General features: G+C 57.8%; 24 protein-coding genes. 6 read left to right on the top strand and 18 right to left on the bottom strand.

Translation table 11 applies throughout. From position 1 onward, the window contains the following. The first annotated feature begins 46 nt into the window (after nt 1–46). The gene (locus tag Q0816_RS11590) at nt 47–1,579 is read left to right on the top strand and encodes an AAA family ATPase (protein ID WP_298850555.1); all 1,533 of its coding nucleotides are present in this window, start codon (nt 47–49) and stop codon (nt 1,577–1,579) included. Next, complete coding sequence (locus Q0816_RS11585; protein ID WP_298850554.1) at nt 1,576–2,304, top strand: SDR family oxidoreductase; 729 nt, start codon at nt 1,576–1,578, stop codon at nt 2,302–2,304. Before Q0816_RS11590 ends, Q0816_RS11585 begins: the two co-directional genes overlap by 4 nt. A 3-nt stretch (nt 2,305–2,307) precedes the next feature. Here the strand turns inward: Q0816_RS11585 and Q0816_RS11580 are convergent, their stop codons facing one another. From Q0816_RS11580 to trpS, 13 genes are all read right to left on the bottom strand, one after another. Next, nucleotides 2,308–3,075: a TIGR02186 family protein gene (locus Q0816_RS11580; RefSeq protein ID WP_298850552.1), complete on the bottom strand. Its 768-nt coding sequence runs from the start codon at nt 3,073–3,075 to the stop codon at nt 2,308–2,310. A 2-nt stretch (nt 3,076–3,077) separates the two neighbouring features. Continuing rightward, nucleotides 3,078–3,998: a sulfite exporter TauE/SafE family protein gene (locus tag Q0816_RS11575; RefSeq protein WP_298850550.1), complete on the bottom strand. Its 921-nt coding sequence runs from the start codon at nt 3,996–3,998 to the stop codon at nt 3,078–3,080. Nucleotides 3,999–4,255: 257 nt separating this feature from the next. Further along, nucleotides 4,256–5,224 carry an ABC transporter permease gene (locus Q0816_RS11570; protein ID WP_298850548.1) on the bottom strand — a complete coding sequence of 323 codons (969 nt, stop codon included), beginning with the start codon at nt 5,222–5,224 and terminating at the stop codon, nt 4,256–4,258. Further along, complete coding sequence (locus Q0816_RS11565) at nt 5,224–6,318, bottom strand: ABC transporter permease (RefSeq protein ID WP_298850546.1); 1,095 nt, start codon at nt 6,316–6,318, stop codon at nt 5,224–5,226. Before Q0816_RS11565 ends, Q0816_RS11570 begins: the two co-directional genes overlap by 1 nt. 1 nt (nt 6,319) lies before the next feature. Continuing rightward, nucleotides 6,320–7,849 carry an ABC transporter ATP-binding protein gene (locus Q0816_RS11560; RefSeq protein WP_298850544.1) on the bottom strand — a complete coding sequence of 510 codons (1,530 nt, stop codon included), beginning with the start codon at nt 7,847–7,849 and terminating at the stop codon, nt 6,320–6,322. 95 nt (nt 7,850–7,944) lie between these two features. Further along, nucleotides 7,945–8,943: a BMP family ABC transporter substrate-binding protein gene (locus Q0816_RS11555; RefSeq protein WP_298850542.1), complete on the bottom strand. Its 999-nt coding sequence runs from the start codon at nt 8,941–8,943 to the stop codon at nt 7,945–7,947. Nucleotides 8,944–9,102: 159 nt separating this feature from the next. Beyond that, the gene (locus Q0816_RS11550) at nt 9,103–9,516 is read right to left on the bottom strand and encodes a GNAT family N-acetyltransferase (protein WP_298850540.1); all 414 of its coding nucleotides are present in this window, start codon (nt 9,514–9,516) and stop codon (nt 9,103–9,105) included. Continuing rightward, nucleotides 9,513–10,103, bottom strand: coding sequence for a tRNA (adenosine(37)-N6)-threonylcarbamoyltransferase complex dimerization subunit type 1 TsaB (tsaB, locus tag Q0816_RS11545; RefSeq protein WP_298850539.1), 591 nt, complete (start codon nt 10,101–10,103; stop codon nt 9,513–9,515). Before tsaB ends, Q0816_RS11550 begins: the two co-directional genes overlap by 4 nt. Then, nucleotides 10,093–10,656: a NifU family protein gene (locus Q0816_RS11540; RefSeq protein ID WP_298850538.1), complete on the bottom strand. Its 564-nt coding sequence runs from the start codon at nt 10,654–10,656 to the stop codon at nt 10,093–10,095. Before Q0816_RS11540 ends, tsaB begins: the two co-directional genes overlap by 11 nt. 69 nt (nt 10,657–10,725) lie before the next feature. After that, nucleotides 10,726–11,319 (bottom strand): 2-hydroxychromene-2-carboxylate isomerase, encoded by a 594-nt coding sequence (locus Q0816_RS11535; protein ID WP_298850536.1) that lies wholly within the window; start codon nt 11,317–11,319, stop codon nt 10,726–10,728. 9 nt (nt 11,320–11,328) lie between these two features. Continuing rightward, the gene (locus tag Q0816_RS11530; RefSeq protein WP_298850534.1) at nt 11,329–11,784 is read right to left on the bottom strand and encodes a universal stress protein; all 456 of its coding nucleotides are present in this window, start codon (nt 11,782–11,784) and stop codon (nt 11,329–11,331) included. Between the two features lie 77 nt (nt 11,785–11,861). Beyond that, complete coding sequence (locus tag Q0816_RS11525; RefSeq protein ID WP_298850532.1) at nt 11,862–12,725, bottom strand: branched-chain amino acid aminotransferase; 864 nt, start codon at nt 12,723–12,725, stop codon at nt 11,862–11,864. A 59-nt stretch (nt 12,726–12,784) separates the two neighbouring features. After that, complete coding sequence (trpS, locus tag Q0816_RS11520; protein WP_298850530.1) at nt 12,785–13,813, bottom strand: tryptophan--tRNA ligase; 1,029 nt, start codon at nt 13,811–13,813, stop codon at nt 12,785–12,787. Between the two features lie 86 nt (nt 13,814–13,899). Here trpS and Q0816_RS11515 point away from each other — a divergent pair, with 86 nt between their 5' ends. Next, entirely contained in the window at nt 13,900–14,586 is a 687-nt protein-coding gene (locus Q0816_RS11515; RefSeq protein ID WP_298850528.1) for a rhomboid family intramembrane serine protease, read from the top strand. Here Q0816_RS11515 and murJ read toward each other — a convergent pair whose 3' ends face one another. From murJ to Q0816_RS11500, 3 genes are read right to left on the bottom strand one after another with little or no spacing between them, the layout of a single operon-like run. Then, nucleotides 14,587–16,128: a murein biosynthesis integral membrane protein MurJ gene (murJ, locus tag Q0816_RS11510; protein ID WP_298850526.1), complete on the bottom strand. Its 1,542-nt coding sequence runs from the start codon at nt 16,126–16,128 to the stop codon at nt 14,587–14,589. Next, nucleotides 16,125–18,944: a [protein-PII] uridylyltransferase gene (locus Q0816_RS11505; protein ID WP_298850524.1), complete on the bottom strand. Its 2,820-nt coding sequence runs from the start codon at nt 18,942–18,944 to the stop codon at nt 16,125–16,127. The genes murJ and Q0816_RS11505 overlap by 4 nt, the downstream gene beginning before the upstream one ends. Beyond that, nucleotides 18,904–20,064: a penicillin-binding protein activator gene (locus Q0816_RS11500; protein WP_298850522.1), complete on the bottom strand. Its 1,161-nt coding sequence runs from the start codon at nt 20,062–20,064 to the stop codon at nt 18,904–18,906. The genes Q0816_RS11505 and Q0816_RS11500 overlap by 41 nt, the downstream gene beginning before the upstream one ends. Before the next feature lie 88 nt (nt 20,065–20,152). Between Q0816_RS11500 and rsmI the strand changes: the two genes are divergently transcribed. The 3 genes from rsmI to gshB all read left to right on the top strand — a co-directional run bounded on the left by rsmI (nt 20,153) and on the right by gshB (nt 22,377). Beyond that, nucleotides 20,153–21,010, top strand: coding sequence for a 16S rRNA (cytidine(1402)-2'-O)-methyltransferase (gene rsmI, locus Q0816_RS11495; RefSeq protein ID WP_298850520.1), 858 nt, complete (start codon nt 20,153–20,155; stop codon nt 21,008–21,010). Between the two features lies 1 nt (nt 21,011). Continuing rightward, the gene (locus tag Q0816_RS11490; protein WP_298850518.1) at nt 21,012–21,383 is read left to right on the top strand and encodes a YraN family protein; all 372 of its coding nucleotides are present in this window, start codon (nt 21,012–21,014) and stop codon (nt 21,381–21,383) included. Between the two features lie 61 nt (nt 21,384–21,444). Then, nucleotides 21,445–22,377 carry a glutathione synthase gene (gshB, locus tag Q0816_RS11485; protein ID WP_298850516.1) on the top strand — a complete coding sequence of 311 codons (933 nt, stop codon included), beginning with the start codon at nt 21,445–21,447 and terminating at the stop codon, nt 22,375–22,377. Here the strand turns inward: gshB and Q0816_RS11480 are convergent. After that, a complete protein-coding gene (locus Q0816_RS11480; protein WP_298850514.1) occupies nt 22,374–23,888 on the bottom strand; it encodes a YifB family Mg chelatase-like AAA ATPase in 1,515 nt (504 codons plus the stop codon). The two genes, gshB and Q0816_RS11480, sit on opposite strands and share 4 nt — an antisense overlap. Before the next feature lie 47 nt (nt 23,889–23,935). Further along, the gene (locus Q0816_RS11475; protein ID WP_298850906.1) at nt 23,936–24,817 is read right to left on the bottom strand and encodes a glutathione S-transferase; all 882 of its coding nucleotides are present in this window, start codon (nt 24,815–24,817) and stop codon (nt 23,936–23,938) included. Nucleotides 24,818–24,825: the final 8 nt, after the last annotated feature.

Below are 24,825 nucleotides of genomic sequence, written 5' to 3'. Positions count from 1 at the left end.
AATTCCATATCTGGTGATGGCTGGCGCGGCCCTGTAGGGTCGCGCCATGTCTTTGCCGAATGTGACTTTCTCAGATGATCAGGCCGCCGCGTATGACAGCATCGCTGAGATGTTGCGGTCAGCAGGTGTCGATCTTGAAGATGATGCCCTTCTAAAGCTGCCAGGGGTTGGAAAATCCGGTGTGATGGCCGTGATCGGTAAGGCCGGTTCGGGCAAAACCCTGCTGTTGGCCGAGCTTTACAAAGCCCTGGCTGAGACGGGTATGCAGATCGTTTCCGGCGACTTCGAAAGCCGCAAATCGAAGGACAAGCGCAGCCTTGCCATTTTGGCCCCCACGAACAAAGCTGCAAGCGTTCTGCGCCTACGCGGAGTGCCTGCAACCACGATTCACCGCATCCTGTACACGCCGGTTTATGACCCGGAATACGAGCGTATCGCCGAATGGCTGGCTGGCAATGACGAACGCCCCGAGATCGAAGGCCTGACGGACGAGGCCTTGGATCGTGCGTTTGCGTTCTTTCAGAACAACAAATCGATCCCCGGAGCGTTGGCGGCGGCTGGTTTGCGCGGGTCAGATTTCATCACAGGTTGGAAGCGTCGCGAAGAGCCGCTGGATATCGGGTTTGTCGATGAGGCGTCGATGCTGGATGACCGTCAGTTCGAAGATCTGAAAGAGATTTTCCCGACGCTTCTTCTGTTTGGCGACCCGGCTCAGCTGGCGCCGGTAAATCAATCCGGTAGCATGGTTTTCGAAACATTACCCGAGCCTAGGAAGTTGACACTTCAGCGGGTGCACCGACAGGACGCGGACAACCCGATCCTCGATCTCGCGCATGCGCTCGCCGACCCGATATTGGGCTTTGAGGATTTCGAACGGCTGATAGAAGAAACCGCACGACGGGATGACCGGGTTGTTTGGGGTCAGCGGGTCGAGGTCGATCTGATGGCACGCAGCCCGGTTCTGGTCTGGCGCAACGCCACTCGTATTCGCCTGATACAGGCTTTCCGGAACGTCCATGGTGCGCCAGACACAGAGTTGCTGGAAGGTGAGCCGCTGATTTGCGATGGGATCGAATTGCCGTTGAAACATCGCAAGAAACGGCTGGATCTTGAGGCCCGCGGGTTGATTAAGGGGGCTCAGGTCGTCTTTCTGGGGCCGGGGCGGAAGCCGGGATTCTCGCGCCTTCACGTATTGGGGGCCGAAGACCCGCAGGTCAGTGCCGCCTCGATCGTTCAGATCGAAAAACCGGATGAGGAAGAGCCCTTCATTCCCTACGCCGCTCGCATGGGGGCGACCTTTTTGCATGGAGCAGCCGTGACGATCCACAAGGCGCAAGGGTCCCAGTGGGATACGGTTCAGGTCTTCGCCCCTGACATCTATGCCGCTGCTCGTATGGGCCGGACCGAGGCAGGGCAGCCTTTGTGGAAACGTCTGGCCTATGTCGCGATTACGCGCGCGCAAGAGCGGTTGGTCTGGGTGGTCCGCAATCGTTTGTCGAAACCAACTCATCCGCTGAGGGTGGACGATTTGCGTACCGTTCCTGCGACCTCTCTCATATTGGAGGCAGAAGAGATATGAGTTCCATAATCGTAACAGGGGCAAGCTCTGGAATCGGCCGAGCAACTGCCGAGCTTTTTCTGGCTCAGGGATGGACGGTTGGTCTGTTGGCCCGCAGCGCAGATAAGCTGAATGCGCTGGCACGAGACCATCAAGCGGCCATACCGCTACCCGCGGACGTAACGAATCCGGATGCTGTCGAAAAGGCGTTCCGATCGTTCACGGACCAGGTGCCAAGACTGGATGTTCTTTTCAACAATGCAGGAATATTTGCACCCGGCGGCACGATTGACGAGATCGATTTGGACGACTGGTACCACAGCGTCAACGTCAACCTGAACGGCATGTTCCTGTGCGCGCGCGCGGCCTTTGGGATCATGCGATGCCAGAATCCGCAGGGTGGGCGGATCATCAATAACGGCTCGATTGCCGCCCATGTTCCGCGCCCGAATTCGGTGCATTATTCGGCGACAAAGCACGCCATCACAGGGCTGACGCGTAGCCTGTCACTGGATGGGCGACCCTTTGAAATTGCGTGCGGCCAGATCGATATCGGAAACGCGCGTACGCAGATGGTTCAGGGCCTGGTGGATGCTGCGCAAGCGGCGGGCGAGACGCCGGATCCAACCATGGCGGTCGAAGACGCCGCGCGTTCGGTGCTTCATATGGCAACCCTGCCGCCTGAGGCGAACGTGCAGTTCATGACCGTCATGGCCACGACCATGCCATATATCGGCAGAGGTTGACCGTTACTTCTCCCGCAACAGACGGAATGCAGTGGAAGCGCCCCAGCCCGCTGAAATTGCGATGACCAGTGACATAAGGCCGTACCAGACAGGCTGTTGGCGAGACATATTGAATAAAATCCGCTCCAGCCCAACTTTGCGGACATCAATGATCGTTTCATAGCTCGAGATGACTTCTCCGCCGCGGGTCAGGAATATCCGGGCGCTGTATTCGCCTTCCGTCAGGTCTGCAGGCATATCGATTGAGGTGCGGAACAATGTCTGCTCGTCCACAGCCACAGTGTTTTCACGGATGGAATACAGGTGTTCAGCCTCGCGGATGCGTATTACGGCATCGGCAAAATCCTGTGCGCCCCGGACATGCATCGATGCTCCGACCGAGCGGATCGCACGTTCAATCGAGACCCGGTAACGCAGGTCCTCGGTATCAGACAGGATTTCTCTGAAAGGCCCACTGGTTGCGACGGCATAAAAGCTGGGCGCAAGGTCGACCAGAACGCTGTCGGTGTTTACCCAAATCCCCAGTTTGCGTTCCTTGCGGCGTACAGTGACGGGTTCGGACGGGCCGGCAATTGAGACGATAACTTCTACCGGCGGACCGGATGGAATCGGAGTTTCACGTTTAATGGCCCCAAAGATAAGAATCTCGGATCCATCAAACGTGGCGGTGATGGCAACGCGATCCTGGCTGAGGCCAAGAACCACCTGCTCTTCTGCTGCCGCAGCGGGCAGGCAGAACAGGCACATTGCAGCTATGAACGAACGCAGCATCCTTAATGTCCCCCGCCGCTGACAAGCGAGTAAAGCTCGGCAGGTTCCAGAAGCAGATCAAGCGCCAGTTTGCCGCAAACGGCCAGAACCAGAGCGGCCAGCAACACGCGCAATTGCTCAGCCGGCATCCGCGCGCCAATTACAGTTCCGATCTGGGCGCCGATAACGCCGCCAACCAGCAACAAAACCGCCAATACGACATCGACCGTGTAGTTGGTGGTGGCGTGCAACATCGTCGTAAAGGCAGTTACAAAGATGATCTGAAACAGCGACGTGCCGACAACAACCTTGGTCGGCATCCCCAACAGATAGATCATGGCCGGAACCATGATGAAACCGCCGCCTACACCCATGATCGCGGACAGGACACCGACGCAAAGACCGACCAAAGCCGGTGGAATGACCGAGATATACAGGCCCGATGTGCGAAACCGCATCTTGAAGGGCATGGCATGAACCCAACCACGTTGGCGGCGCTTTGCGGGGGCCGCACCACCTTTCTTGGCCTTGCGCAGCGCCCTGAGGCTTTCGATAAACATCAGGCTGCCAATAATGCCAAGGAAGACAACGTAACAGAGTGTCACCAGCAGATCGACCTGGCCCAGGCTTTTAAGGTAGTTGAAGACAACAACGCCCAATGCGGCCCCGATCAGACCACCTATCAGCAGCACCGTTCCCATCCTGAGGTCCACGGTCTTTCGTCTGAAATGCGCCAGAACACCGGAAAAGGACGATGCGACAATCTGATTTGCTTCGGTCGCAACGGCCACTGCCGGGGGAATGCCGATGAAAAATAGTAGCGGTGTCATCAGAAAGCCGCCGCCGACACCGAACATACCGGACAGGACGCCGACCATGCCGCCCAACCCCAAGAGGAGGAAGGCATTTACTGAGACTTCGGCGATGGGAAGGTAAATTTGCATGGGCTCTTCTAGTCGCACTGAGTTCGGAGGCACAACGCCTTGGCGTTGCATGCACCAAAATATTTCAAAAGATGAATGTGACTAATCGGCACATACGCACCAGCCCGCTTGAACGCGTTGCTAGGGACGGATGGCAAACGCCAGATTTTTGAAAGGTCCACACTCATACCCTCTTAGAGCCGTTGCGGCCTGCAAAATCAACTCTGCATGCCGCTCTGCAGCGAACAGGACTGAAACTCAGTTCGCAACTGGCCCTATCAGCGCTCTTTCACGTAGGGTTCTCCGCCCGCCCGAGGTGGAATGGCCTTGCCGACAAACCCTGCCAGAATCACCACCGTCAGGATGTAGGGCAGGGCGTCCATAACCTGCACCGGAATCACAACGCCACCCAGATCGATGTTCTGGAACCGCAGGGCGACGGCCTGAAGCAGACCAAACAGCAAACAGGCCCACATGGCATGCCATGGGCGCCATTTGGCGAAGATCAGGGCAGCCAGCGCGATAAAGCCCCGACCGGCGGTCATTTCTTTGACGAAACCCGCCTGCAGGGCCGTGGCCAGATACGCACCGGCAATACCGCACAACACGCCGCAGATGGCGACGGCTGCGAAGCGCAAGCCAACCACAGAGACACCTGCCGTGTCCACCGCCGCAGGATTCTCACCCACCGCCCGAAGACGCAGGCCAAACCGGGTGCGATACAGAATCCACCAGGTGGCCGGAACCATCAGGAAGGCCACATAGACCAGGATCGAATGGCCAGAGAGCAATTCAGAGTAGATGGGACCGAATATCGGCACGCCGCTGAGGGATTCGGCGAACGGGAAGTTGATGGGCTCGAACCGCCCTCCGCCAAAAAGCGACGGTGTCCGCCCACCTTGCTGAAACCAGCTTTGGGCGACCAGAACAGTCAGCCCCGAGGCGAGGAAGTTGATGGCCACACCCGAGATCAATTGGTTGCCCCGGAACGTGATGGACGCCAGCCCATGAAGGCCCGAAAGTAACAATGAGGATGCGATACCGGCAAGCAGGCCCAGCCAAACCGACCCTGTGACGGCTGCGATGGCTGCGGAAAAGAATGCTGCCATCAACATCTTGCCTTCAAGACCGATGTCGAAAATACCAGCGCGTTCTGAAAAAAGACCGGCCAGACAGGCCAGCAGCAGCGGAGTGGACAGGCGGATGGTCGAATCCAGAACCTGGATGAGGGTAACGAAGAATTCCATCACTCTGCCCTCTTCCGCATACCAAGGAACAGTTTCTCAAGCGGCATTCGAACCATGTTATCCAATGCACCCGTGAACAGGATGACCAGCGCCTGGATGACCACGATCAGTTCGCGCGGGATAGATGCCCACAGCGCCAGCTCGGCACCACCCTGATACAGGAAGCCGAACAGGAGCGCGGCCAGAAATACACCAAACGGGTGCGATCGCCCCATGAGTGCCACGGCAATCCCAATGAAGCCGGCGCCTTCGGTCGAGTTCAGAACCAGACGCTCCGCCTCGCCCATGACGTTGTTGATGGCCATCAGACCGGCCAGCCCGCCCGAGATCAGCATCGCAATAATGGTGATGCGCACTGGCGAAATACCGGCGTAGACAGCACCGGTCTCGGAATGGCCGTAGGCGCGGATTTCATACCCCAGACGCGTGCGCCAGATCAGCGCCCAGACAACGACACAGGCCAGCAAGGCGATGAAGAAGGTGATGTTCGCCGGAGCCCCCCGGAACACCACGTTCTCTGCGGTCGAGAACATCGTCTGGAAGGAAGGCAGATTCACATTATCGGGGAACCGCGCTGTGGCGGGGTCTTGCGAACCCTGGGGACGCATGACGTTGACCAGCATGTAATTCAGGAAAGCAGCAGCGATAAAGTTGAACATGATCGTGGTGATCACGATATGACTGCCGCGCTTGGCCTGCAGATAGGCCGGAATGGCGGCCCAAAGCGCGCCGAACAGCATCGACGCTGCGCAGGCTGCAAGCAAAGCAATGCTCCAATGCGGCCAGTCGACATACAGACAGACCATGGCTACGCCCAGCCCGCCCAGCATCGCCTGACCTTCGCCCCCGATGTTGAACATACGGGCATGGAAGGCGACAGCTACCGCAAGGCCGGTAAACATGAAGTTTGTTGCATAGTAGAGCGTATAGCCCCAGCCATAAGTCGAACCCAGCGCACCGGTGACCATCAGTTGAACGGCCTCGACAGGGTTCTCTCCGATGGCCAGGATGACCAGCGCCGAAAGTATTGCGGCCAGCATCAGACTGATCAACGGGATCAGAATGACATCGGCCCATTTAGGCATTTTTTCCATGTTACGCGGCCTCTCCGGCAACACCGGCCATCAACAGGCCCAGCTCTTTTTCATCTGTTTCATGGGGCCAACGTTCACCCATGATATGTCCGTCAAACATCACAGCGATCCGGTCCGAGAGCGAAAAGATCTCTTCCAGTTCGACCGAGACCAGCAGGATCGCCTTGCCCTGATCGCGCAGCGCAACAATCTGTTTGTGAATGAACTCAATTGCGCCGATGTCCACGCCCCGTGTGGGTTGGCCGACTAGCAGTAAGTCAGGGTTGCGTTCGATTTCGCGTGCTACAACGATTTTCTGCTGGTTGCCGCCCGAGAAACTCTTGGCTGCCAACCAGGGATTGGGTGGGCGGACGTCGAATTTCTCGATCTTGGCTTCGGTATCGGCACGCAACGCTGCGTTGTCCATAAAGATACCGCGTTTATAGGCCGGGTCGCGGTGATACCCGAAGGCCACATTCTCCCAGGCATGGAAATCCATGATCAGACCTTCGCGCTGCCGGTCTTCGGGCACATGGGCGATGTGCTGCGCGCGCCGGGCCTGACCATCTGATCCTGCGCCACTCAGTGCCAGCGGTTCGCCGTTTAGTTTGATCATGCCCTGACCTGGACGCATTCCGCCAAGAACTTCCAGCAATTCGGATTGCCCGTTGCCAGCCACGCCAGCGATGCCGACGATCTCACCCGCGCGTACGGTCAGATCGATGCCTTTGACCCTTTCAACACCAGCGGAATCAAAAACACTCAGCTTTTCGATCTCGAGGATGGGTTTGCCGGGTTTCGCAGGTACCTTGTCGACCTGCAGCAGAACCTTGCGGCCCACCATCAGTTCGGCAAGTTCCTCCGGACTGGTCTCGGACGTTTTGACAGTCGCTGTCATTTGCCCGCGCCGCATGACCGAGACGGTGTCGGTATTTTCCATAATCTCGCGCAACTTGTGGGTGATCACGATGATCGTTTTCCCCTCGGCCCGCAGACGATCAAGGATTCGGAACAGCTGATCGGCCTCAGCCGGGGTCAGCACGCCCGTTGGTTCGTCCAATATCAGAATCTCGGCTTTGCGATAGAGGGCCTTGAGAATCTCGACCCGCTGCTGCATCCCCACACCAATCTCGTCGATGCGTTTGTCAGGATCGACGAACAGCTCGTATTCTTCTTCAAGCTCTTTCAGTTCTTTGCGAGCCTTTGCCAGGGACGGGGCCAGCAGTCCGCCATCCTCGGCGCCCAGAACGATATTTTCCAGAACGGTGAAGTTTTCCACCAGTTTGAAATGCTGGAACACCATCCCGATGCCCGAGGCAATGGCCGCCTGGCTGTCAGGGATGTCGGTCTTGGATCCATTGATCCAAATCTCACCTTTGTCGGCCTTATAGAAACCGAAGAGGATGCTCATCAACGTGGATTTGCCTGCACCGTTTTCACCGATGATCCCATGGATCGTACCGGGGGCGACGCTGATGGAGATGTCTCTGTTGGCCTGAACCGGCCCAAAGGCTTTGGAAATCCCTTTGAGCTCAATGGCTGGGACGGTCATGTCTTGCCCTCAACTGCCGAAAAACCCATCCGGCTGGTGGCTCGGATGACGAAGTGGGTAGCGAGGCGGAAAGGGTCTTCCCGCCCCGCGCATTATCAGAACTGCAGTGCCGGGCAGCTGTCGTTCTCGTAGTAGCTTACAACATTAATGTCGCCGTTGATGATACCCTTGCGGGCTTCGTCCACGGCATCGCTCATGCGGACCGAAACAAGTTCTTTGTTGTTGTCATCCATGGCAACGCCGACACCTTCTTCGGCCAGACCCATGGTGAATACGCCGGTTTCTACGTTATCACCCGCCTTCATCGCTTCATAAACGGCAACGTCCACGCGTTTCAGCATTGAAGTCAGAACCTTGCCCGGATGCAAGTGATTCTGGTTGCTGTCGACACCGATCGACAGGATGCCTTCGTCAGCCGCAGTTTGCAGAACGCCAACGCCGGTTCCGCCTGCTGCGGCGTAAATCACGTCAGCGCCCTGGCTGATCTGCGCTTTGGTAAGCTCCGAACCTTTTACAGGGTCGTTCCAGGCAGCAGGAGTTGTGCCGGTCATGTTGGCGACAACGTTAATGTCCGGATTCACGGCCTTCGCGCCTTGGGCATAGCCGCAGCCAAAATGGCGAATCAGGGGGATGTCCATGCCGCCGATGAACCCGACGGTGCCAGACTCCGACGCCATAGCAGCCATCATGCCCACCAAGTATGAACCCTCGTGCTCGGCAAAGCCGATCTGGCGGATGTTCGGTGCGTCCAGCCAAGTTACGTCCACAGCGACGAATTTGGTGTCAGGGTAATCACTGGCGACGGCGGTCAAAGCGTCTGCTATTCCAAACCCCATGGTGATGATCGGGTTTGCACCGGATTCCGCGAAACGGCGCAGAGCCTGTTCGCGCTGCGGTTCTGCCTGAATTTCGATTTCCAGATACTTGCCGCCGGTCTCATTCGCCCAACGCTGCGCGCCGTTATGAGCAGCTTCGTTGAAGGATTTGTCGAACTTGCCACCCAGGTCAAAGATTACGGCTGGCTCGGCCAGAACCGCTCCAGCTGACATTGCGACCGCAGCGGCGGCACCCATCAAGGATTTCATCAGGGTCATTTCAGTCTCCCAGTTTATTTTGTTGGCACGGGGTCAGATTAGCCCCGTTTACCCACTTTTAGCGAGCATAACTGTTGTGATGGCGGGTATTAAGGGCGTTTGCAACCGTCATGGTCAACTGATTTCTGACCAAATGGTCTAAAAAATGCCTGATTGCCGCTAGGGCAAGTGACGTTCCATTACAAGGGCATCGATTTTTGGACCTGTTTCGCGCAAATAATAGCCCTTGCGTAGGCCGCACTGCCAATACCCGCATCGTTTGTACAAGGCGATGGCCGCAAAGTTGTCGGCCGCAACATCCAGAAAAGCTCGGGTTGAATGCAACGCAGCGGCCTGTTCGTGCCATTGGTGCATTATTTGCAACGCAAGTCCCTGACGCTGGACCGTGGGATGAGTCGCAACAGTCAGCAGTTCAGCCTCGCCAGCGATCGCCTGAAAAAGAGCAAAGCAACCTGCATCCCCAACAATATGAATGAATCGGTTTTCCAGAAGGCTGGCGAATTCATCGGTTGTCCAGGGGCGCGGCTGCGTAAACGCAGCGGCATGAGTCGACGCCATCTCGCGCGGTGTCATTCGTCCAACAGTACAGGGGGCACTTCGCGTGACGGGGCTGCGTCCGCTGGCCTGACGTACAAAGGTGCCGGAGGTGTGCTGACACTGCGCCAGCGCTGTGCGGCCAGCCGAGCAATGGCCTGGGCCTGCAAGATTGGGTCGGAGCAGAAAAACAAAGGCCCTAGAAGGTCCGCCTCGACTTTTGGCAATAGGCAAGGACCGGTTCCCGGCACTTGCACATAAACCTGGTCACGCGGGGCGGGGACGGCCGGTATTCGTCCGTCTGCAGACAGTTCTTTCAGCGCATCGAACCCCGAGATCCCGACAGCAGGGACACCGAGCCCCAATGCAAGACCTCGTGCGGCAGAGACCGAAATGCGGATGCCGGTGAAATTGCCCGGTCCGATTCCAACACCGATTGCACTCAGATCGCTCCACTCACAACTGGCTTCGGTCAATACTTCTTCCAGCAGGGGCATCAGACGTTCGGCCTGCCCGCGAGACATCGCTTCGGCGCGGGATGCCACGATCTCACCGTTACGCAGCAAAGCGGCCGCGCAATGCGCGGCCGATGTATCAAATGCCAGAATCGTCGGATTAGACGGCAACAGGGCGAACCTCGGTCACTTCCGGAATATAGTGGCGCAGAAGGTTTTCGATCCCCATCTTGAGGGTCAGCGTCGAAGACGGGCACCCTGCGCAGGCACCCTGCATGTGCAAGTAGACCACGCCGCGATCAAATCCGTGGAACGTGATGTCGCCACCATCCTGAGCAACCGCAGGGCGTACACGGCTGTCCAGCAAATCTTTGATCTGATTGACGATCTCCGAATCCTCTCCGGTATGCTCGGCGTGACCCGACGCCGCTACGGCATCTGCGCCCATGATTGGCTGACCAGATTGATAATGTTCCATCACCGCACCTAGAATGGCCGGTTTGATGTGGTCCCACTGAACGTCATCCGTTTTGGTTACAGTGACAAAATCATTGCCAAAAAACACGCCGGTCACGCCATTTACCGCGAAGATGCGCTTGGCCAGCGGAGATTTCTCACCCGCTTCCGCAGTCGGGAAATCTGCTGTTCCAGCCTCAAGCACCGTCTGGCCGGGCAGGAATTTCAACGTGGCCGGGTTTGGGGTGGATTCGGTCTGGATGAACATGAGGCAGCTCCGTCTGATGTGCTTCTGATATGCGCGCCGGGAGCCGGGAAGTCAAGATTTGGAACGATTCTAAATTGCCAAGGCGTAATCAATTGCATCGTCCAGGCGGTCATCGCCCCAGAACAGCTCTTCTCTTGCCAGAAAACTTGGTGCACCAAACAGGCCGAGTTCTCTGGCGCGGGCTGATTGTTCGAACAGGGCCTTTTTGACATCCGGGTCCTGTGCACGGTTCATCACGCTGGTCGATAGCCCTGCCGCCTTGAGGCATGCCGCCAGAACGCTCTTATCGGAGATATCTTGCCCGGCACCAAATTCGGCACTGTAGATGGCCCGAACAAAGACCGCTCGTTCCATGTGGTCCTCAATGGCTAAAGCCAGACGCGCTGCATTCAGCGAGTTTTGCGGGAACGGATCAGGCCGCACAAAAGGCAGCCCTCGCGCCGCGCACAGACGCTCCATGTCGCGCCACATGTACCGCCCCTTGGCAGGATAGATGTTGAATGGTGAGTTGCGCCATCCTTGATCCGCGAAAATCGGTCCCAACAGAAAGGGGTGCCATTCGACGGAAATATCCTTTGCCTGCGCGGCCGCTTCGATCCGCATGGCGCTGAGGTAAGAATATGTCGAGGCGAATTCGAACCAAAACTGTATCGTCTTCGCCATTGCCGATCCTCAGGTAATCTCTTCCAGCTTTTCTTTGCTCAGATCACCGGGAACGATCGTGATAGGAATCGGCAGACTGCCCGAGTTTTTTGTCAGCTGAGTCACCAACGGACCGGGACCTTTCTTATCGGAACCAGCCCCAAGGACAAGAACACCGATTTCGGGATCGGACTGAACATGTTCAATGATCTGCGGTACCGGATCGCCTTCGCGAATGGCCAGTTCAGGTTCCACACTCTGTTTGTCGCGCATCCACTTGGCGAAAACCTCGTAATGCGCGTGAATGCGCTCGCGGGCTTCTTCACGCATAGTTTCAGCCACACCGATCCAGTGATTGAATTCGTCAGGTGGAATGACGGAAAGGACTGTCACGCCACCACCGGTATGAGCTGCCCGCATTGCGGCAAACCGCATAGCGTTCAGGCATTCGCGGCTGTCATCCAGAACAACTAGGAACTTACGCATGGGTATCCTCTTTAAGTTTCAGGGATCATGCCCGACCGATTGCGCGCTGGCAACTCAGGCGAACCTCCGGTGTTGAGCTAGCGTTCGCTTGCAGCCCAATCCCAATAAAGCGCGCGGGCACGGCGGGCAATAGGGCCAACCTGAAATTGTGTGCCTTCCAGCGCAGTTACTGGTGTGACCTTGCTCATATTACCTGACATGAAGACCTCGTCGGCCCCGTGGAAATCTTCGAAACTCAATACGTTTTCGTGGATCGTCACACCATCTTCGCGAAGGTTCTTAATGTGCCGCGCCCGCGTAATGCCAGCCAGGAAGGTGCCGTTGGGGATCGGGGTGAAGACTTCGCCGTCTTTCACCATGAAGATGTTGGCCGTCGCCGTTTCGGCGACGTGACCCATCGCATCGGCGACCAAAGCGTTTGAAAATCCTTTGGAGCGCGCCTCCTGCAGCATGCGGGCGTTGTTGGGGTAAAGGCACCCGGCTTTGGCGTTCACCACAGCCGATTCCAGAATCGGGCGGCGAAACCGCGTCGTTGCCAGCGTGACCGAAGCGGTTTCCGCTGCCATCGGGATTTCTTCCAGACAGATCGCAAAGCCGGTGCTGTTTTCTTTTGGGACAATTGCCGTACTGTCGCCATCGATGCCCCAATACATAGGGCGGATGTAAACGGCCGCATCCGGGTTATACGCCTGCAACCCTTCGCGGACCAACTCCACCATCTGCTCGGCTGGCATGGTCGGGGTCAGCATCAGAGCTTCGGCAGACCTGTTCACGCGGGCGCAATGCGCGTGCAAATCGGGGGCTACGCCATCGAAATATCTGGCGCCGTCAAAGACCGAAGATCCTAGCCAGGCACCGTGATCCGCTGCGCGCATGATGGGGGCGTCCCCTTCATGCCATTGGCCTTCAAAATAGGTCCGGATATTCTTGCCGGTTGCCATGACGCCCTCCTTTTATTCAGGCAAACCCTAGGAGGGCGTCACACGAAGGTCCAGTGCAATCAGCGCGATGCTGACCCAACCATGCCTACGATTTCATAGGTCTTTTGCAGGACCGGAGCCGTGATTTCGCGGGCGCGTTCGGCCCCGCGCGCCAGAATACGGTCAATCTCGACCTGATCTGCCATCAGACGGGACATCTCAGACGAGATCGGGGCTAGTTTTGCCACGGCCAGATCGGCCAGCATCGGTTTGAAATCAACGAATTGCTTTCCACCAACCTCGGCCAGAACCTGTTCGACGTTTTGATCGTTCAGGGCTGCGTAGATATTGACCAGATTGCGCGCTTCGGGGCGGTCCTCCAGCCCTTCGACGTCCGACGGCAGAGCGTCAGGGTCAGTCTTGGCCTTGCGGATTTTCTTGGCAATCGCTTCGGCATCGTCAGTCAGGTTGATCCGGCTCATGTCCGACGGGTCGGATTTCGACATTTTCTTTGAGCCGTCTCGCAGGCTCATGACCCGAGTGGCCGCGCCTTCGATCACCGGCTCGGTCACAGGAAAGAAATCGACGCCAAAATCGTTGTTGAATTTGATGGCGATATCACGAGTCAGCTCAAGGTGCTGTTTTTGGTCTTCGCCAACCGGCACATGGGTCGCGTGATAGATCAGAATGTCGGCCGCCATCAGAGACGGATAGGCAAACAGCCCCAGCGAGGCATTTTGCTGGTTCTTGCCCGCCTTGTCCTTCCATTGGGTCATCCGCTGCATCCAGCCCATGCGGGCGACACAGTTGAATATCCACGCCAATTGCGCATGCTCGGGCACTTGGCTTTGATTGAACAAGATTGATTGTTCGGGATCGATGCCCGCTGCGATGAAACCTGCGCAGAGTTCACGAGTATTGTGAGACAGCGCCGCAGGGTCTTGCCATGTGGTGATCGCATGCAGGTCGACCATGCAATAGATGGTTTCGAACTCTGCACCCTGCATATCCACAAAGCGCTTCATCGCGCCCAGATAATTGCCCAGGGTCAGCCCGCCCGAAGGCTGGATGCCGGAAAACACGCGCGGCGTGAACTGGGTCTCGGTCATCAAAGGGAACTCCCGTCTGGAAAAATCAGCCCTCGTCGCTTACCCATGAGGCAACGGGACGTCAACAGCCGGGAAAGGCCAGCCCAATGAGCAGTGAACACTACACGCCGCCTGTGAACCCCCTGCCACCCGTTGTGGTGGCACTGGTTCTGTTCATCATAGGGATTGAAATCGCTTTCACGCTTGGGTCCCGGGGGCTGGTCGGGGGCCCAACGGCAGTGGGCTGGCGCTTGGACGCGATACAACACTATGCCTTCTCTGCGGATATATTCGATTGGATGGTGCTGAACGGGCGTTGGCCATTCGAACATGTGATCCGGTTCGTGACCTATCCGTTCGTGTCGGCGACTTTCACGCAGGCGGTTTTTGTATGTGTTTTCGTACTGGCCATGGGCAAGATGGTCGGTGAGGTGTTTGGCGGCTTCCCCATGCTATTGATTTTTGTGGTGTCGGGTATAGGCGGCGCATTGGCCTATGCCGTTCTTCTGGACCCGCGCTATCCGTTGATCGGAGGATTTCCTCCGGTCTACGGGCTGATCGGAGCATTCACGTGGTTGTTGTGGCGCAAACTATCGCTTGTTGGCGCAAATCAGGCGCGGGCATTTCAGCTGATTGCCGTTCTGATGGGTATCCAACTCCTGTTTGGTCTGATCTTTGGCGCAAACTGGGAATGGGTCGCCGATCTGGGCGGGTTTGCTACCGGTTTTGGGATGTCCTTCCTAGTAGCGCCGGGGGCGTGGGCCCGGATCGTCGGACGCATTCGCCGGGATTGATCAGGATCGCCGCAGAGCGCCTTTGAACTCAGAGAGTTTGAAGGCGCCGAGGATGTGACCCAAAAGGAAATATGAAGTGGCAGCGACCATGATCAGGACCAGAAGCGCCAGATAGCGCCAGCCGGGAATATCCAGCGTCCAACCAACAAAGTGGATCACTGCAAACAAGACCACCCCCATACCAATTGAGGCCAGCACGATTCGTCCCGCGCGTTTTTTGAACCTATCATCGAAACGTGCCTCCTCGCCCATGCGACGTGCGCCCAGTGCCAGCAGCACAACCATGGCCCAGCCAGCAGTTGACGCCGCAATCGCGGGGGCGATCCAGCCCAGTAACGGGAAAAGTCCAAACGCCAAAGCCGCGTTCACAACCATAGCAACAACGGCATAGCGGAACGGGGAACGCGTATCTTCGCGCGCGAAGAAAAGCGGTTGAAGCAGTTTTTGCAGCATGAAGGCGGGCAGACCGACGCCATAGATCGCAACTGCCAGGGCTGTGGCAGCGGTATCTTCGGCGCTGAACTGCCCTCGTTCGAACAGCACCGAAACCAGCGGGTTCGGGATGATCAGGAATGCAACTGTAGAGGGCAGAGTCAGCAACAGCATGAATTCCCCAGCGCGGGAAAAGGCGTTGCGCGCGCCGTCTTTGTCCCCGGCACGCAGGCGGCGCGACAGATCGGGAAGCAGGACAATGCCAATGGCGATTCCGACCACGCCTAACGGTAATTGATAGAGGCGATCCGCAGCAAACAACCAGCTCACGGCTTTTTCAGTCTTCGACGCCACCAATTGTCCGACCACCAGATTGACCTGTGTGACGCCCATAGCCAAGGCGGCCGGAACAGCGATGCGAACCATCCGGCGCATCTCGGGCGTCAGGCGGGGTCGGCTGGGGCGAATGCTGATACCGGCGCGCTCGGTCGCCACCCAGACCAGCGCCAACTGTGCGACACCGGCAACCGGAATGACCGAGATCAACCACCTTATCACCTCACCGCCGGACATGGCCCCGGCGATCAGCGCGGTGCAGGCAAAAATGTTCAGCAGGACCGGCGCCGCTGCAGCCGCCGCGAACCTGCCGGTTGCGTTCAGGACGCCGGAAAACAGCGCCGCCAGAGACATGAAAAGGATATACGGGAATACGACATACCCATAATCCACGGCCAGATCGAACCGTTCATCGCCATAAAACCCTTCGGCGGTCAGCCATACCAGACCGGGCATGAAAACCATCGCTAACCCGACGAGCGCAAGAACCGCCACAGCCAGAAGGTTGAATGCATCCTGCGCGAACCTCTGCGGATCCTCGTCTGCCTCCAGCCGTTTTGAGAACATCGGTACAAAGGCTGCATTAAAAGCCCCTTCGGCAAAAAAACGTCGGAACATGTTCGGCAGGCGGAAGGCCGCGACAAAAGCGTCCATCACCGGTCCCGGACCGATGAAGGCCGTCAGCAGAATTTCCCGCAGAAACCCCAGAATTCGGCTGGCGAGCGTCCAGAAACCAACCGTGAACAGGCCCGAAAACAACCGGATTTGCTTCATGAGGCCGCACGCTCCGCGCCTTCGGTGATCGCTTTGCGCAGCTTCGTTTCAAGCCCGCGCTGTTTGCTTTCTGAATGGTACTTCAGGCCAAACATGTCCTTGACGTAAAACGTATCGACCACCTGCTCGCCATAAGTCGCGATCACAGCATTGGCAATATAGACGTTCGCTGCGGCCAGGGTCCGGGTCAGATCAAACAACAATCCCGCGCGGTCGCGGGTGTCCACTTCGATGATCGTGTAGATTTCTGAACCGTCATTGTCGAACATGATATGGGTTGGCACGTTGAACGCGCGCTCGCGTTTCTTGATCTTGTCTCGTGATTTCAGCGCTTCCCCTGCAACCACTTCTCCGCGTAGCGTCTTGTGGATCATCTGGGTCAGGCGCGGCAGGCGCGCAGCTTCAAACGGGTGCCCTTCGGCGTCCTGGATCCAGAACGCATCGGTCACATAACCGTCTTTGGTGGTATAGCTGCGGGCATCCACCACATTCGCGCCGACCAGGGCCAGAGCGCCGGCGATGCGGGCAAAAATACCGGGATGATCGCCCATCGCAAAACAGGCCCGCGTAGCATCTCGGTCTTCATCAAGCTCCAGGCGAATTTCCATCGCGCCGGGATCGCCGCTGTGTTCCAACGCGCGCAGCATGTCCGCGAACTCGACATGCGTTGCCAGATTCAAACCTTGCCAATAGGGGTCATAGTGGCGACCTGTTTCGACCTTGAGGTCGGCCTTGGACCAGGTCGACAATTCGGCACGCAGGGCTTTCTTGGCCTCGGCCCCGCGATTGGCGCGGTTGAGGTCCTCCATCCCGGTCTCCAGCGCTCGTTTAGTTTCCGCGTGAAGGGCACGCAACAGCGTGGCTTTCCAGTTGTTCCAGGTGTTTGGCCCCACCCCGCGAATGTCGCAGACGGTCAGAACGGTCAACATATCCAGCCGTTTGACGGTTTGAACAGCTTTTGCAAAATCACGCACTGTGCGAGGGTCTGAAATATCGCGTTTCTGCGCCATGTCGGACATCAACAAGTGATAGCGAACCAGCCATTCGACCGTTTCCGAATCCGCTTTGTTCAGACCCAGTCGCGGCGCCACTTTACGCGCGATCTGTGCACCCAGAATCGAATGATCCTCGGGGCGGCCTTTCGCTATGTCGTGCAGCAGCAGCGTGACATACAAAACCTTGCGGTTGACCCCACGTTCGAGGATCGAAGAAGCAAGCGGCAGGGATTCAATCAGCTCACCGCGTTCGATCTGGGCCAGGTTGATGATGCACTGGATCGTATGCTCGTCCACCGTATAGCTGTGATACATGTTGAACTGCATCATTGCCACGATGTACTCGAACTCGGGCAGGAAAGCGGAGAGGACACCCAATTCGTTCATCCGCCGCAATGCACGTTCTGGATTGCCGTGTTTCAGCATCAGATCCAGAAAGATGCGCTGTGCCTCTTTGTTGTTGCGCATCTCGTCATCGATCAAATGCAGATTTGCCGCCACCAGACGCATGGCGTCCGGATGGATCAGCATTCCGGTCCGCAAGCCTTCCTCGAACAGACGTAAAAGGTTCACTTTGTCAGACAGGAATTTGTCCGGGTCTCCAACGTCCAGGCGACCGTGGACCACTTTGTAGCCTGCTTTCACCCGTCGTCGTCTGCGGAAAATGCGCTCTAGCAATGGTGCGCCTTTCATGTGCAGCGCCTCAAGCTTTGTCAGAAAAATCCGCGTCAGCTCACCCACGCGAGTGGCTTCGCGGAAATAGCGTTGCATAAACACCTCGACCGCGCGGCGACCGGCGCGATCTTCATAGCCCATGCGCGCAGCCACTTCGACCTGCATGTCAAAAGTCAGCTGTTCGGTTGCGCGCCCCGTCACCAGATGCAGGTGTGAGCGAACGGCCCACAGGAAGTCTTCAGCTGTGACGAAGGTCCTGAATTCATCAGGTGTGAACAGACCCAACGGCACCAGTTCGGCCACGTCTTGAACGCCATAGATGTATTTCGCGATCCAATAGAGCGATTGGAGGTCGCGCAGACCGCCCTTACCCTCTTTGACGTTGGGCTCGACCATATAGCGTTCACCTTGTTTCAGATGCCGCTCATCACGTTCTTTCAGTTTGGCTTCGATAAATTCGCGTTCTGTTCCTTTGAACAGCTCGGTTTTCAGACGTTGGTCCAACTCGTTCGCCAGTGCCCTGTCGCCCGCCAGATACCGTTGTTCCAGCATCGCCGTACGGATTGTGAAATCCTCGGTGCCCAACCGAAGGCAGTCTTTGATCGTGCGTGACGCATGCCCGACCTTAAGCCGCAGGTCCCATAGAATATAAAGCATGGATTCAATGACGCTCTCGGCCCAGGCCGTAATTTTGTACGGGGTAAGAAACAGCAGATCGACGTCCGAAGACGGCGCCATTTCACCACGTCCATACCCGCCAACGGCCAGAACCGCGATTTTTTCACCCTGTGTTGGCGTCGCAAGCGGATGCAGGCGCGTGCAGGAGACCTGCATTGCAGTCCCGACCAGTTGATCCGTCAGGTAAGTATAGGAACGTGTCAGCGCGCGCGCGTCGAACGGACGCTCGCCGAAGGCATCAGCAATGGCTTTGCGGCCGACTTTCTGAGCGTCGCGCAGAATGCGCACTGTTTCAGCGCGCATTTTACTGTTGTCCGGGCAGGTCTCGAATGTCTCAGCCAACGCATCATTGACGCTGACGCTGTCAAAGATGTCCTCGGCGCGGCAGATCAGAGCGCCCCCGGGCGCGGTCGTCACGCCCGACCGCTCAGAAACCGGCACCAGAGAAGCTTTGTGGGGCAGGGTCAATCACAACCACCTGTTTGTTCTGAATTGTTGCGACGGCCAGACCGCGTTCGTTGGTGCCATTCGGACGAAGGCGAAAGATGCCGCCGACACCTTGGAAGCCAGCGTTTTGTGTCAAGGCTGCTGCGGTTAGAGCGTCGGATTTTCCCTGACTGACCAGAGCTCCGATAGCCGCTATGCCGTCATACGCCAAACCGCTGATCGGGTGAGGCGCTTCGCCATAAGTCGCGTTGTAACGTTGACGGTAAGCTTGTGCTTTGGACGGATCGGGCAGGGCGAACCACCCACCTTGTACACCCGGCAGTTCCAGCGTCTGCGGCGGGATATCCCAACGTGTCAGGCCAATGAATTGCGTGGTCGCCGGAGATACGCCAGCCTCAGGCAGCAATTGCGTAAACAGCGGCAATGCGCCGGCCGTGGTTGCCGTCATGAAAATCGAGTCTGCTCCGGTCGAATCCACAGTCGCTTTGACCGCCGGGACTGAGTTGATAACGCCCTGTTGGGACCGGTCGTATCCGACGGTTCCCGCGTTGTTGACCCGGCTGTTTGCCAGCGCATTTGCGATAGCTGATCGGCCCAATTGCCCTGCAGCGTCATTGCTGTGCAAGATGACGGTATTGGTTTTGCCCTGACGGCCTGCATAATTCACCAGCCGGTTGGCGGTGTTGTCGAAAGTGGGTCCCAGCACAAACACATTGCCACCCGCAATGCTGGTGTTGTTCGAGAACGAAAGGACATTGATGTTCTTGTTCAGTACGGCCAGCCCGGCCGCATTTGCCGCCTGTGCGTAAACCGGGCCGACGATGATTTTCGCCCCTTCCGCGACTGCCTGTTGAGCCACGGCTGTCGCTGTTGTCGGGTTCCCGGCCGTATCGTAAACGCGCAGGTCAATTTTGACATTGGGCAGATCGGTCATTGCCAGACGAGCGGCATTCTCGAGGCTCTGCGCCAGAGCGGCGTCGCCAGAGCGAGGAACCAGCAACGCAACCGGAACCGGATTTGACGTATTGATTGAGGGCCCTCCACCAAGGCCGCCCGGTTCACAGGCAGACAGAAACGCTGCGATTGTCAGGGCAGCGGCGGCTTTCGCCAGCTTGCTTACGGGCTTGCAAACGGTAAACATCTAAATGAAAACTCCCTGATCCGGCGGCTGTGAATGCTTCTGTTCTGTCGAGCCGCGATAATAAACGTCACGCAGTGAGGGTCCAGCTTTGAATTTTCAAAAGATCAGATTGGCTGCGGGCCTGTATTTTGTTGCCACCCCGATCGGAACAGCACGCGACATTACGCTCAGGGCACTGGATGTTCTGGCTTCAGCCGACGTGATTGCGGCGGAAGACACCCGCAGTCTGCGGCGGTTGATGGAAATACACGGTGTCCCGCTGGAAGGCCGTCGGATCCAAGCCTATCACGACCACAGCGGGGCCAGTGCGCGCGGCAAGCTAATGGGCGCGCTGGCGCAGGGGCACTCGGTTGCCTATGCATCCGAGGCGGGTATGCCTCTGATCGCCGATCCGGGTTATGATCTGGGCAAGCAGGCGGCAGAGGCCGGGCATATGGTGACCTGTGCCCCCGGCGCATCCGCCGCCGTGACCGCCCTGACATTGGCGGGATTGCCAACGGATGCATTTTTCTTCGCTGGTTTTCTTCCAAACGCGTCCGGCGCGCGTCGGACCCGGATTCAGGCGTTGAAGGACATTCCCGGCACGTTGGTGTTTTACGAATCTCCGAAACGCGTATCCGCCAGCCTGTCTGATCTGGCCGAGGGTTTGGGGGGGGACCGTCAGGCGGCGCTGTGTCGTGAGCTGACCAAGAAGTTCGAAGAAATCCGACGTGGAAGCCTGGCCGATCTGGCAGCTGAAATTCAGGACAAACCAGCAAAGGGTGAAATCGTTCTGCTTGTGGACCGGAGCCATTCGCAAAGCGTTAACGAATCCGATGTAGAAGAGGCCTTGAAGCGCGCTCTGGAAACCCATTCGGTTCGGGACGCGGCGGATCTTGTCTCGGAAATGTATGATCTGCCGCGCCGTCCGATTTACCAGAAAGCTCTGAAACTGGGAAAGGGATGACATGGGTCGGCGGACAAGTCAGGGTTCAGTTTCCTATCATGCCGGGCATGCGGCCGAGCTTCGGGTTGCCGCGGATTACGAGCGTCGGGGTTTTTCCATTGCGCATCGCCGTTGGCGGGGTGCTGGTGGTGAAATCGACCTGATCGCGCGGAACGGCAGTGGGCTTGTGTTCATAGAAGTCAAGAAAAGCACAAGCTTTGAAAGTGCTGCGGCCCGGATCAGCCAAAGACAAATTGACCGAATTTGTGCCTCCGCAGCGCAATTTCTGGAAAACGAACCGGGCGGGCAGCTGACCAATGTGCGCTTTGACGCGGCGCTTGTGGATGGCTCTGGCGCGGTTCAAATCATCGAAAACGCATTCGGTCACGCCTAAGCCCCATTGAACCCTAAGGCCTGCTGGGCCATGTATCTGGCGTGAAACTGAAGGACTCGCCATGAAAATTGCCTTTCAAATGGACCCGATCGGGATCGTGGACATCAACGCCGACAGCTCATTCCGTCTGGCGGAAGAGGCTCAGGCGCGCGGGCATTCGCTGTTTTTCTACGGGCCGGATCAATTGGCCTATGAGGAAGGTCGCATTACGGCGCGCGGCCATGACATGACTGTACAGCGGGTTGCGGGCGATCCGGCGGTTCTAAGCCCTGAGCGCGAGGTGGATCTGGCCGACTTCGATGTGATCTGGTTGCGTCAGGACCCACCGTTTGACATGCACTACATCACGTCGACGCATCTGCTGGATCGCCTCAATGGGCAGGCATTGGTGGTCAATGACCCGTTCTGGGTGCGCAACTACCCTGAAAAACTTTTGGTTCTGGATTTCCCTGATCTGACCCCGCCCACGACAATTGCGCGCGATCTGCAGACGATCAAGGCGTTCAAGGAAAAACACGGCGACATCATCCTGAAGCCTCTTTATGGCAATGGCGGTGCCGGCGTGTTCCGGCTGGATGCCAATGACCGCAACCTGACTTCTCTGCACGAGCTGTTCACAGGGTTCTCGCGTGAGCCTCTGATCGTGCAGAAATTCCTGCCGGATGTCAGCAATGGCGACAAGCGGGTGATTCTGGTGGACGGCGAGCCCGTTGGTGCGATCAACCGGGTTCCTGCGGCAGGGGAAACGCGGTCGAACATGCATGTTGGCGGACGCCCGGAAAAGATCGGCTTGTCAGACCGTGATCTTGAGATCTGCACAGCCATCGGACCGTTGCTGAAAGAGAAAGGCCAGATTTTTGTCGGAATCGACGTCATTGGCGGCTATCTGACCGAGATCAACGTGACTTCGCCGACCGGCATTCAGGAGCTGGAACGGTTCGACGGAGTCAACATTGCCGAGAAGATCTGGCAGGCGATCGAAGCCAAGGTTTAAGCCATGACCCGGGCGCTGATGCGAAAGCTCAACGCCTCTGCCACATGTGGCCTGCGAATGTCGGCGGCGCCTTCCAGATCGGCGATCGTACGGGCCACTCTCAGGATGCGGTGAAAGGCGCGGGCCGACAGACCGAACTGATCCGCCGCTTTCAGCAACACCTCTTTGCCCTCGGCGTCGGGTGTTGCGATCTCTTCCAGAACCTTGCCTTCAGCGTCGGAATTTTGGCGCAGGTTCGACGAATCTCGAAACCGGTCTGCCTGTACGGCGCGGGCGTTTTCGACTCGCGCGGCGACAGTGGCCGAGTTGTCGCCGGACGGGGGCAGATCAAGATCAGTGAAGGCCACGGGCGGAACTTCGATTCGCAGGTCGAACCTGTCCATCAAAGGGCCTGAGATACGGTTCAGGTAATCCTCGCCGCAGCCGGGTGCGCGTGAGCAAGCGCGGGAAGGATCGGTTAGGTAGCCGCATTTGCATGGGTTCGCAGCTGCCACCAGCATAAAGCGACAGGGATATTTCACATGGGCATTTGCGCGCGCCACCATCACTTCGCCTGATTCAACGGGTTGGCGCAGGGTTTCCAGAACGGTGCGGGGAAACTCGGGGAATTCATCCATAAACAGCACGCCGTTATGGGCCAGTGAGATTTCGCCCGGTTTGGCTCCTTTGCCGCCTCCGACGATGGCCGCCATCGAGGCGGTGTGATGAGGCTCGCGAAACGGACGTGTGCGATTGATGCCGCCTTCGTCAAGTAAACCGCAAAGGGATTGGATCATCGAAGTTTCCAAAGCTTCTACGGCCGTCAAAGGCGGCAAGATGCCCGGAAGCCGCGCTGCCAGCATGGATTTTCCCGAGCCCGGCGTGCCAATCATGATTAGGTGGTGACGCCCGGCTGCCGCGATTTCCAAAGCGCGTTTTGCCCGTTCTTGCCCTTTTACATCACGCAGATCACGTGCGCTTGGTGTCAGGTTCACTTCGCCGGGTTGCGCTGCCGGCAGAGGTGACTGGCCCGAGAAATGGCGAACAACATCGCCCAGAGAACGCGCGCCGATCACTTGTGTGGCATCAACCCAGGCGGCTTCGGCGCTGGAGGCTTTGGGACACAGCAACATGCGATCATCGGAAGCAGCCGTCATGGCGGCGGGCAGAGCGCCGACAACGGGCACAAGAGAGCCGTCCAGCGACAATTCTCCCAGTGCAACAGTGCCTTCGGCGGCGTCGGCAGGAATGATCTCGAGCGCCGACAATAACGCGATTGCGATAGGTAGGTCGAAATGGCTGCCTTCCTTAGGCAGATCGGCAGGGGACAGGTTGATGGTAATTCGTTTCGAGGGCAGGGCGATGGCCATCGCGCTCAGCGCGCTTCGGACACGGTCGCGCGCTTCGGACACCGCCTTGTCCGGTAGGCCCACGATGGAAAAGGCTGGCAAGCCGGGTGAGACGGCACATTGCACCTCGACCGGGCGGGCGTCGACCCCTTGAAAGGCAACAGTGTGGGCTCGGGAGACCATGGCAGTCCTGTTCTTGGTTAACAGGACGTTGCTGCCACGGTTGTGGTTTAAGTTTCGTTAACGGCCGCGCGCAAAGCAATGAATTTGGGCCACGCGTTGGGGTCGGCCACGGTTTTGTCGCGGCAGAATGGGTTACAGAATCCCCAGCATTGGCCGTCCAGGTCCAAAAAATCCGCAACCGGATTGCCGGAATACGGGCAAGCATCGTTGATTGACGGGCCGGGCACCGGTTTGGCGCTTGAAACCCCGCCGATTGGCCAGGATCCGGAGGGCAAGCCTTGCGGATAGGGGAAGGGTTCATATTGAACGGTCAAACCCATTGCGCGCCATTGTCTGACGATCGGGTCCGACAGCAGGTCCAGGCAATAGGCCTGGTTGGCCTCTGAAACGGGCAGCCCGTACCCGATGATCCGCGCCGCGACGGGCGTGTAGAACACGTCCGCCACTGAGTAGGCGCCGAACAACGGGCCTTGGGCTGTGCCGGATATTCCACGTGCATGGGCCCAGAGTGTTTCGATCCGAGCAAGATCTGCCAACGTCTCATCTGACGGTTTGAAACCCTGCCACACATGCAGCAATTGCATGGGGCATTCACCTCGCAAAGCCCCGAACCCGGCCACCATCTCAGCGCACAGCCAGCGAGCTGTTGCCCGGGCCGTGGGATCTGACGGCCACAACCTGGCATCTGGGTGGCGCTCGGCCAGCGTTTCGGCCATGGCCAGGCTTTCGCCCACAACTGTATCGTCCGGCAGTCGCAGGGCCGGAACCAGGCGGGCCGGGGCCAGCGGCTCCATGTCCTGTGCCATGGTGCCCGAATAGAGGCCGGTCATGTGGCTGCGATAGGGCAGATTGAACTTTTCGAGCATCAACCAACCACGCATGGACCAGCTGGAGAAGAGGCGGTCGCCGATAAACAAATCATAAGTCATACGAAGAC

It is taken from the genome of uncultured Ruegeria sp., assembly GCF_947497005.1.
Classification (GTDB): Bacteria; Pseudomonadota; Alphaproteobacteria; order Rhodobacterales; family Rhodobacteraceae; genus Ruegeria.
Note: the sequence above shows the minus strand (reverse complement) of the source record. Positions and strands in the feature narration are given on the sequence as shown.

Excerpts from the sequence above, each read along its gene's own strand:
- Q0816_RS11590 (WP_298850555.1), top strand. The coding sequence starts at position 47 with ATGTCTTTGCCGAATGTGACTTTCTCAGATGATCAGGCCGCCGCGTAT.
- Q0816_RS11585 (WP_298850554.1), top strand. The coding sequence starts at position 1,576 with ATGAGTTCCATAATCGTAACAGGGGCAAGCTCTGGAATCGGCCGAGCA.
- Q0816_RS11580 (WP_298850552.1), bottom strand. The coding sequence starts at position 3,075 with ATGCTGCGTTCGTTCATAGCTGCAATGTGCCTGTTCTGCCTGCCCGCT.
- Q0816_RS11575 (WP_298850550.1), bottom strand. The coding sequence starts at position 3,998 with ATGCAAATTTACCTTCCCATCGCCGAAGTCTCAGTAAATGCCTTCCTC.
- Q0816_RS11570 (WP_298850548.1), bottom strand. The coding sequence starts at position 5,224 with ATGGAATTCTTCGTTACCCTCATCCAGGTTCTGGATTCGACCATCCGC.
- Q0816_RS11565 (WP_298850546.1), bottom strand. The coding sequence starts at position 6,318 with ATGGAAAAAATGCCTAAATGGGCCGATGTCATTCTGATCCCGTTGATC.
- Q0816_RS11560 (WP_298850544.1), bottom strand. The coding sequence starts at position 7,849 with ATGACCGTCCCAGCCATTGAGCTCAAAGGGATTTCCAAAGCCTTTGGG.
- Q0816_RS11555 (WP_298850542.1), bottom strand. The coding sequence starts at position 8,943 with ATGACCCTGATGAAATCCTTGATGGGTGCCGCCGCTGCGGTCGCAATG.
- Q0816_RS11550 (WP_298850540.1), bottom strand. The coding sequence starts at position 9,516 with ATGACACCGCGCGAGATGGCGTCGACTCATGCCGCTGCGTTTACGCAG.
- Q0816_RS11540 (WP_298850538.1), bottom strand. The coding sequence starts at position 10,656 with ATGTTCATCCAGACCGAATCCACCCCAAACCCGGCCACGTTGAAATTC.
- Q0816_RS11535 (WP_298850536.1), bottom strand. The coding sequence starts at position 11,319 with ATGGCGAAGACGATACAGTTTTGGTTCGAATTCGCCTCGACATATTCT.
- Q0816_RS11530 (WP_298850534.1), bottom strand. The coding sequence starts at position 11,784 with ATGCGTAAGTTCCTAGTTGTTCTGGATGACAGCCGCGAATGCCTGAAC.
- Q0816_RS11525 (WP_298850532.1), bottom strand. The coding sequence starts at position 12,725 with ATGGCAACCGGCAAGAATATCCGGACCTATTTTGAAGGCCAATGGCAT.
- trpS (WP_298850530.1), bottom strand. The coding sequence starts at position 13,813 with ATGACCGAGACCCAGTTCACGCCGCGCGTGTTTTCCGGCATCCAGCCT.
- Q0816_RS11515 (WP_298850528.1), top strand. The coding sequence starts at position 13,900 with ATGAGCAGTGAACACTACACGCCGCCTGTGAACCCCCTGCCACCCGTT.
- murJ (WP_298850526.1), bottom strand. The coding sequence starts at position 16,128 with ATGAAGCAAATCCGGTTGTTTTCGGGCCTGTTCACGGTTGGTTTCTGG.
- Q0816_RS11500 (WP_298850522.1), bottom strand. The coding sequence starts at position 20,064 with ATGTTTACCGTTTGCAAGCCCGTAAGCAAGCTGGCGAAAGCCGCCGCT.
- Q0816_RS11490 (WP_298850518.1), top strand. The coding sequence starts at position 21,012 with ATGGGTCGGCGGACAAGTCAGGGTTCAGTTTCCTATCATGCCGGGCAT.
- gshB (WP_298850516.1), top strand. The coding sequence starts at position 21,445 with ATGAAAATTGCCTTTCAAATGGACCCGATCGGGATCGTGGACATCAAC.
- Q0816_RS11480 (WP_298850514.1), bottom strand. The coding sequence starts at position 23,888 with ATGGTCTCCCGAGCCCACACTGTTGCCTTTCAAGGGGTCGACGCCCGC.
- Q0816_RS11475 (WP_298850906.1), bottom strand. The coding sequence starts at position 24,817 with ATGACTTATGATTTGTTTATCGGCGACCGCCTCTTCTCCAGCTGGTCC.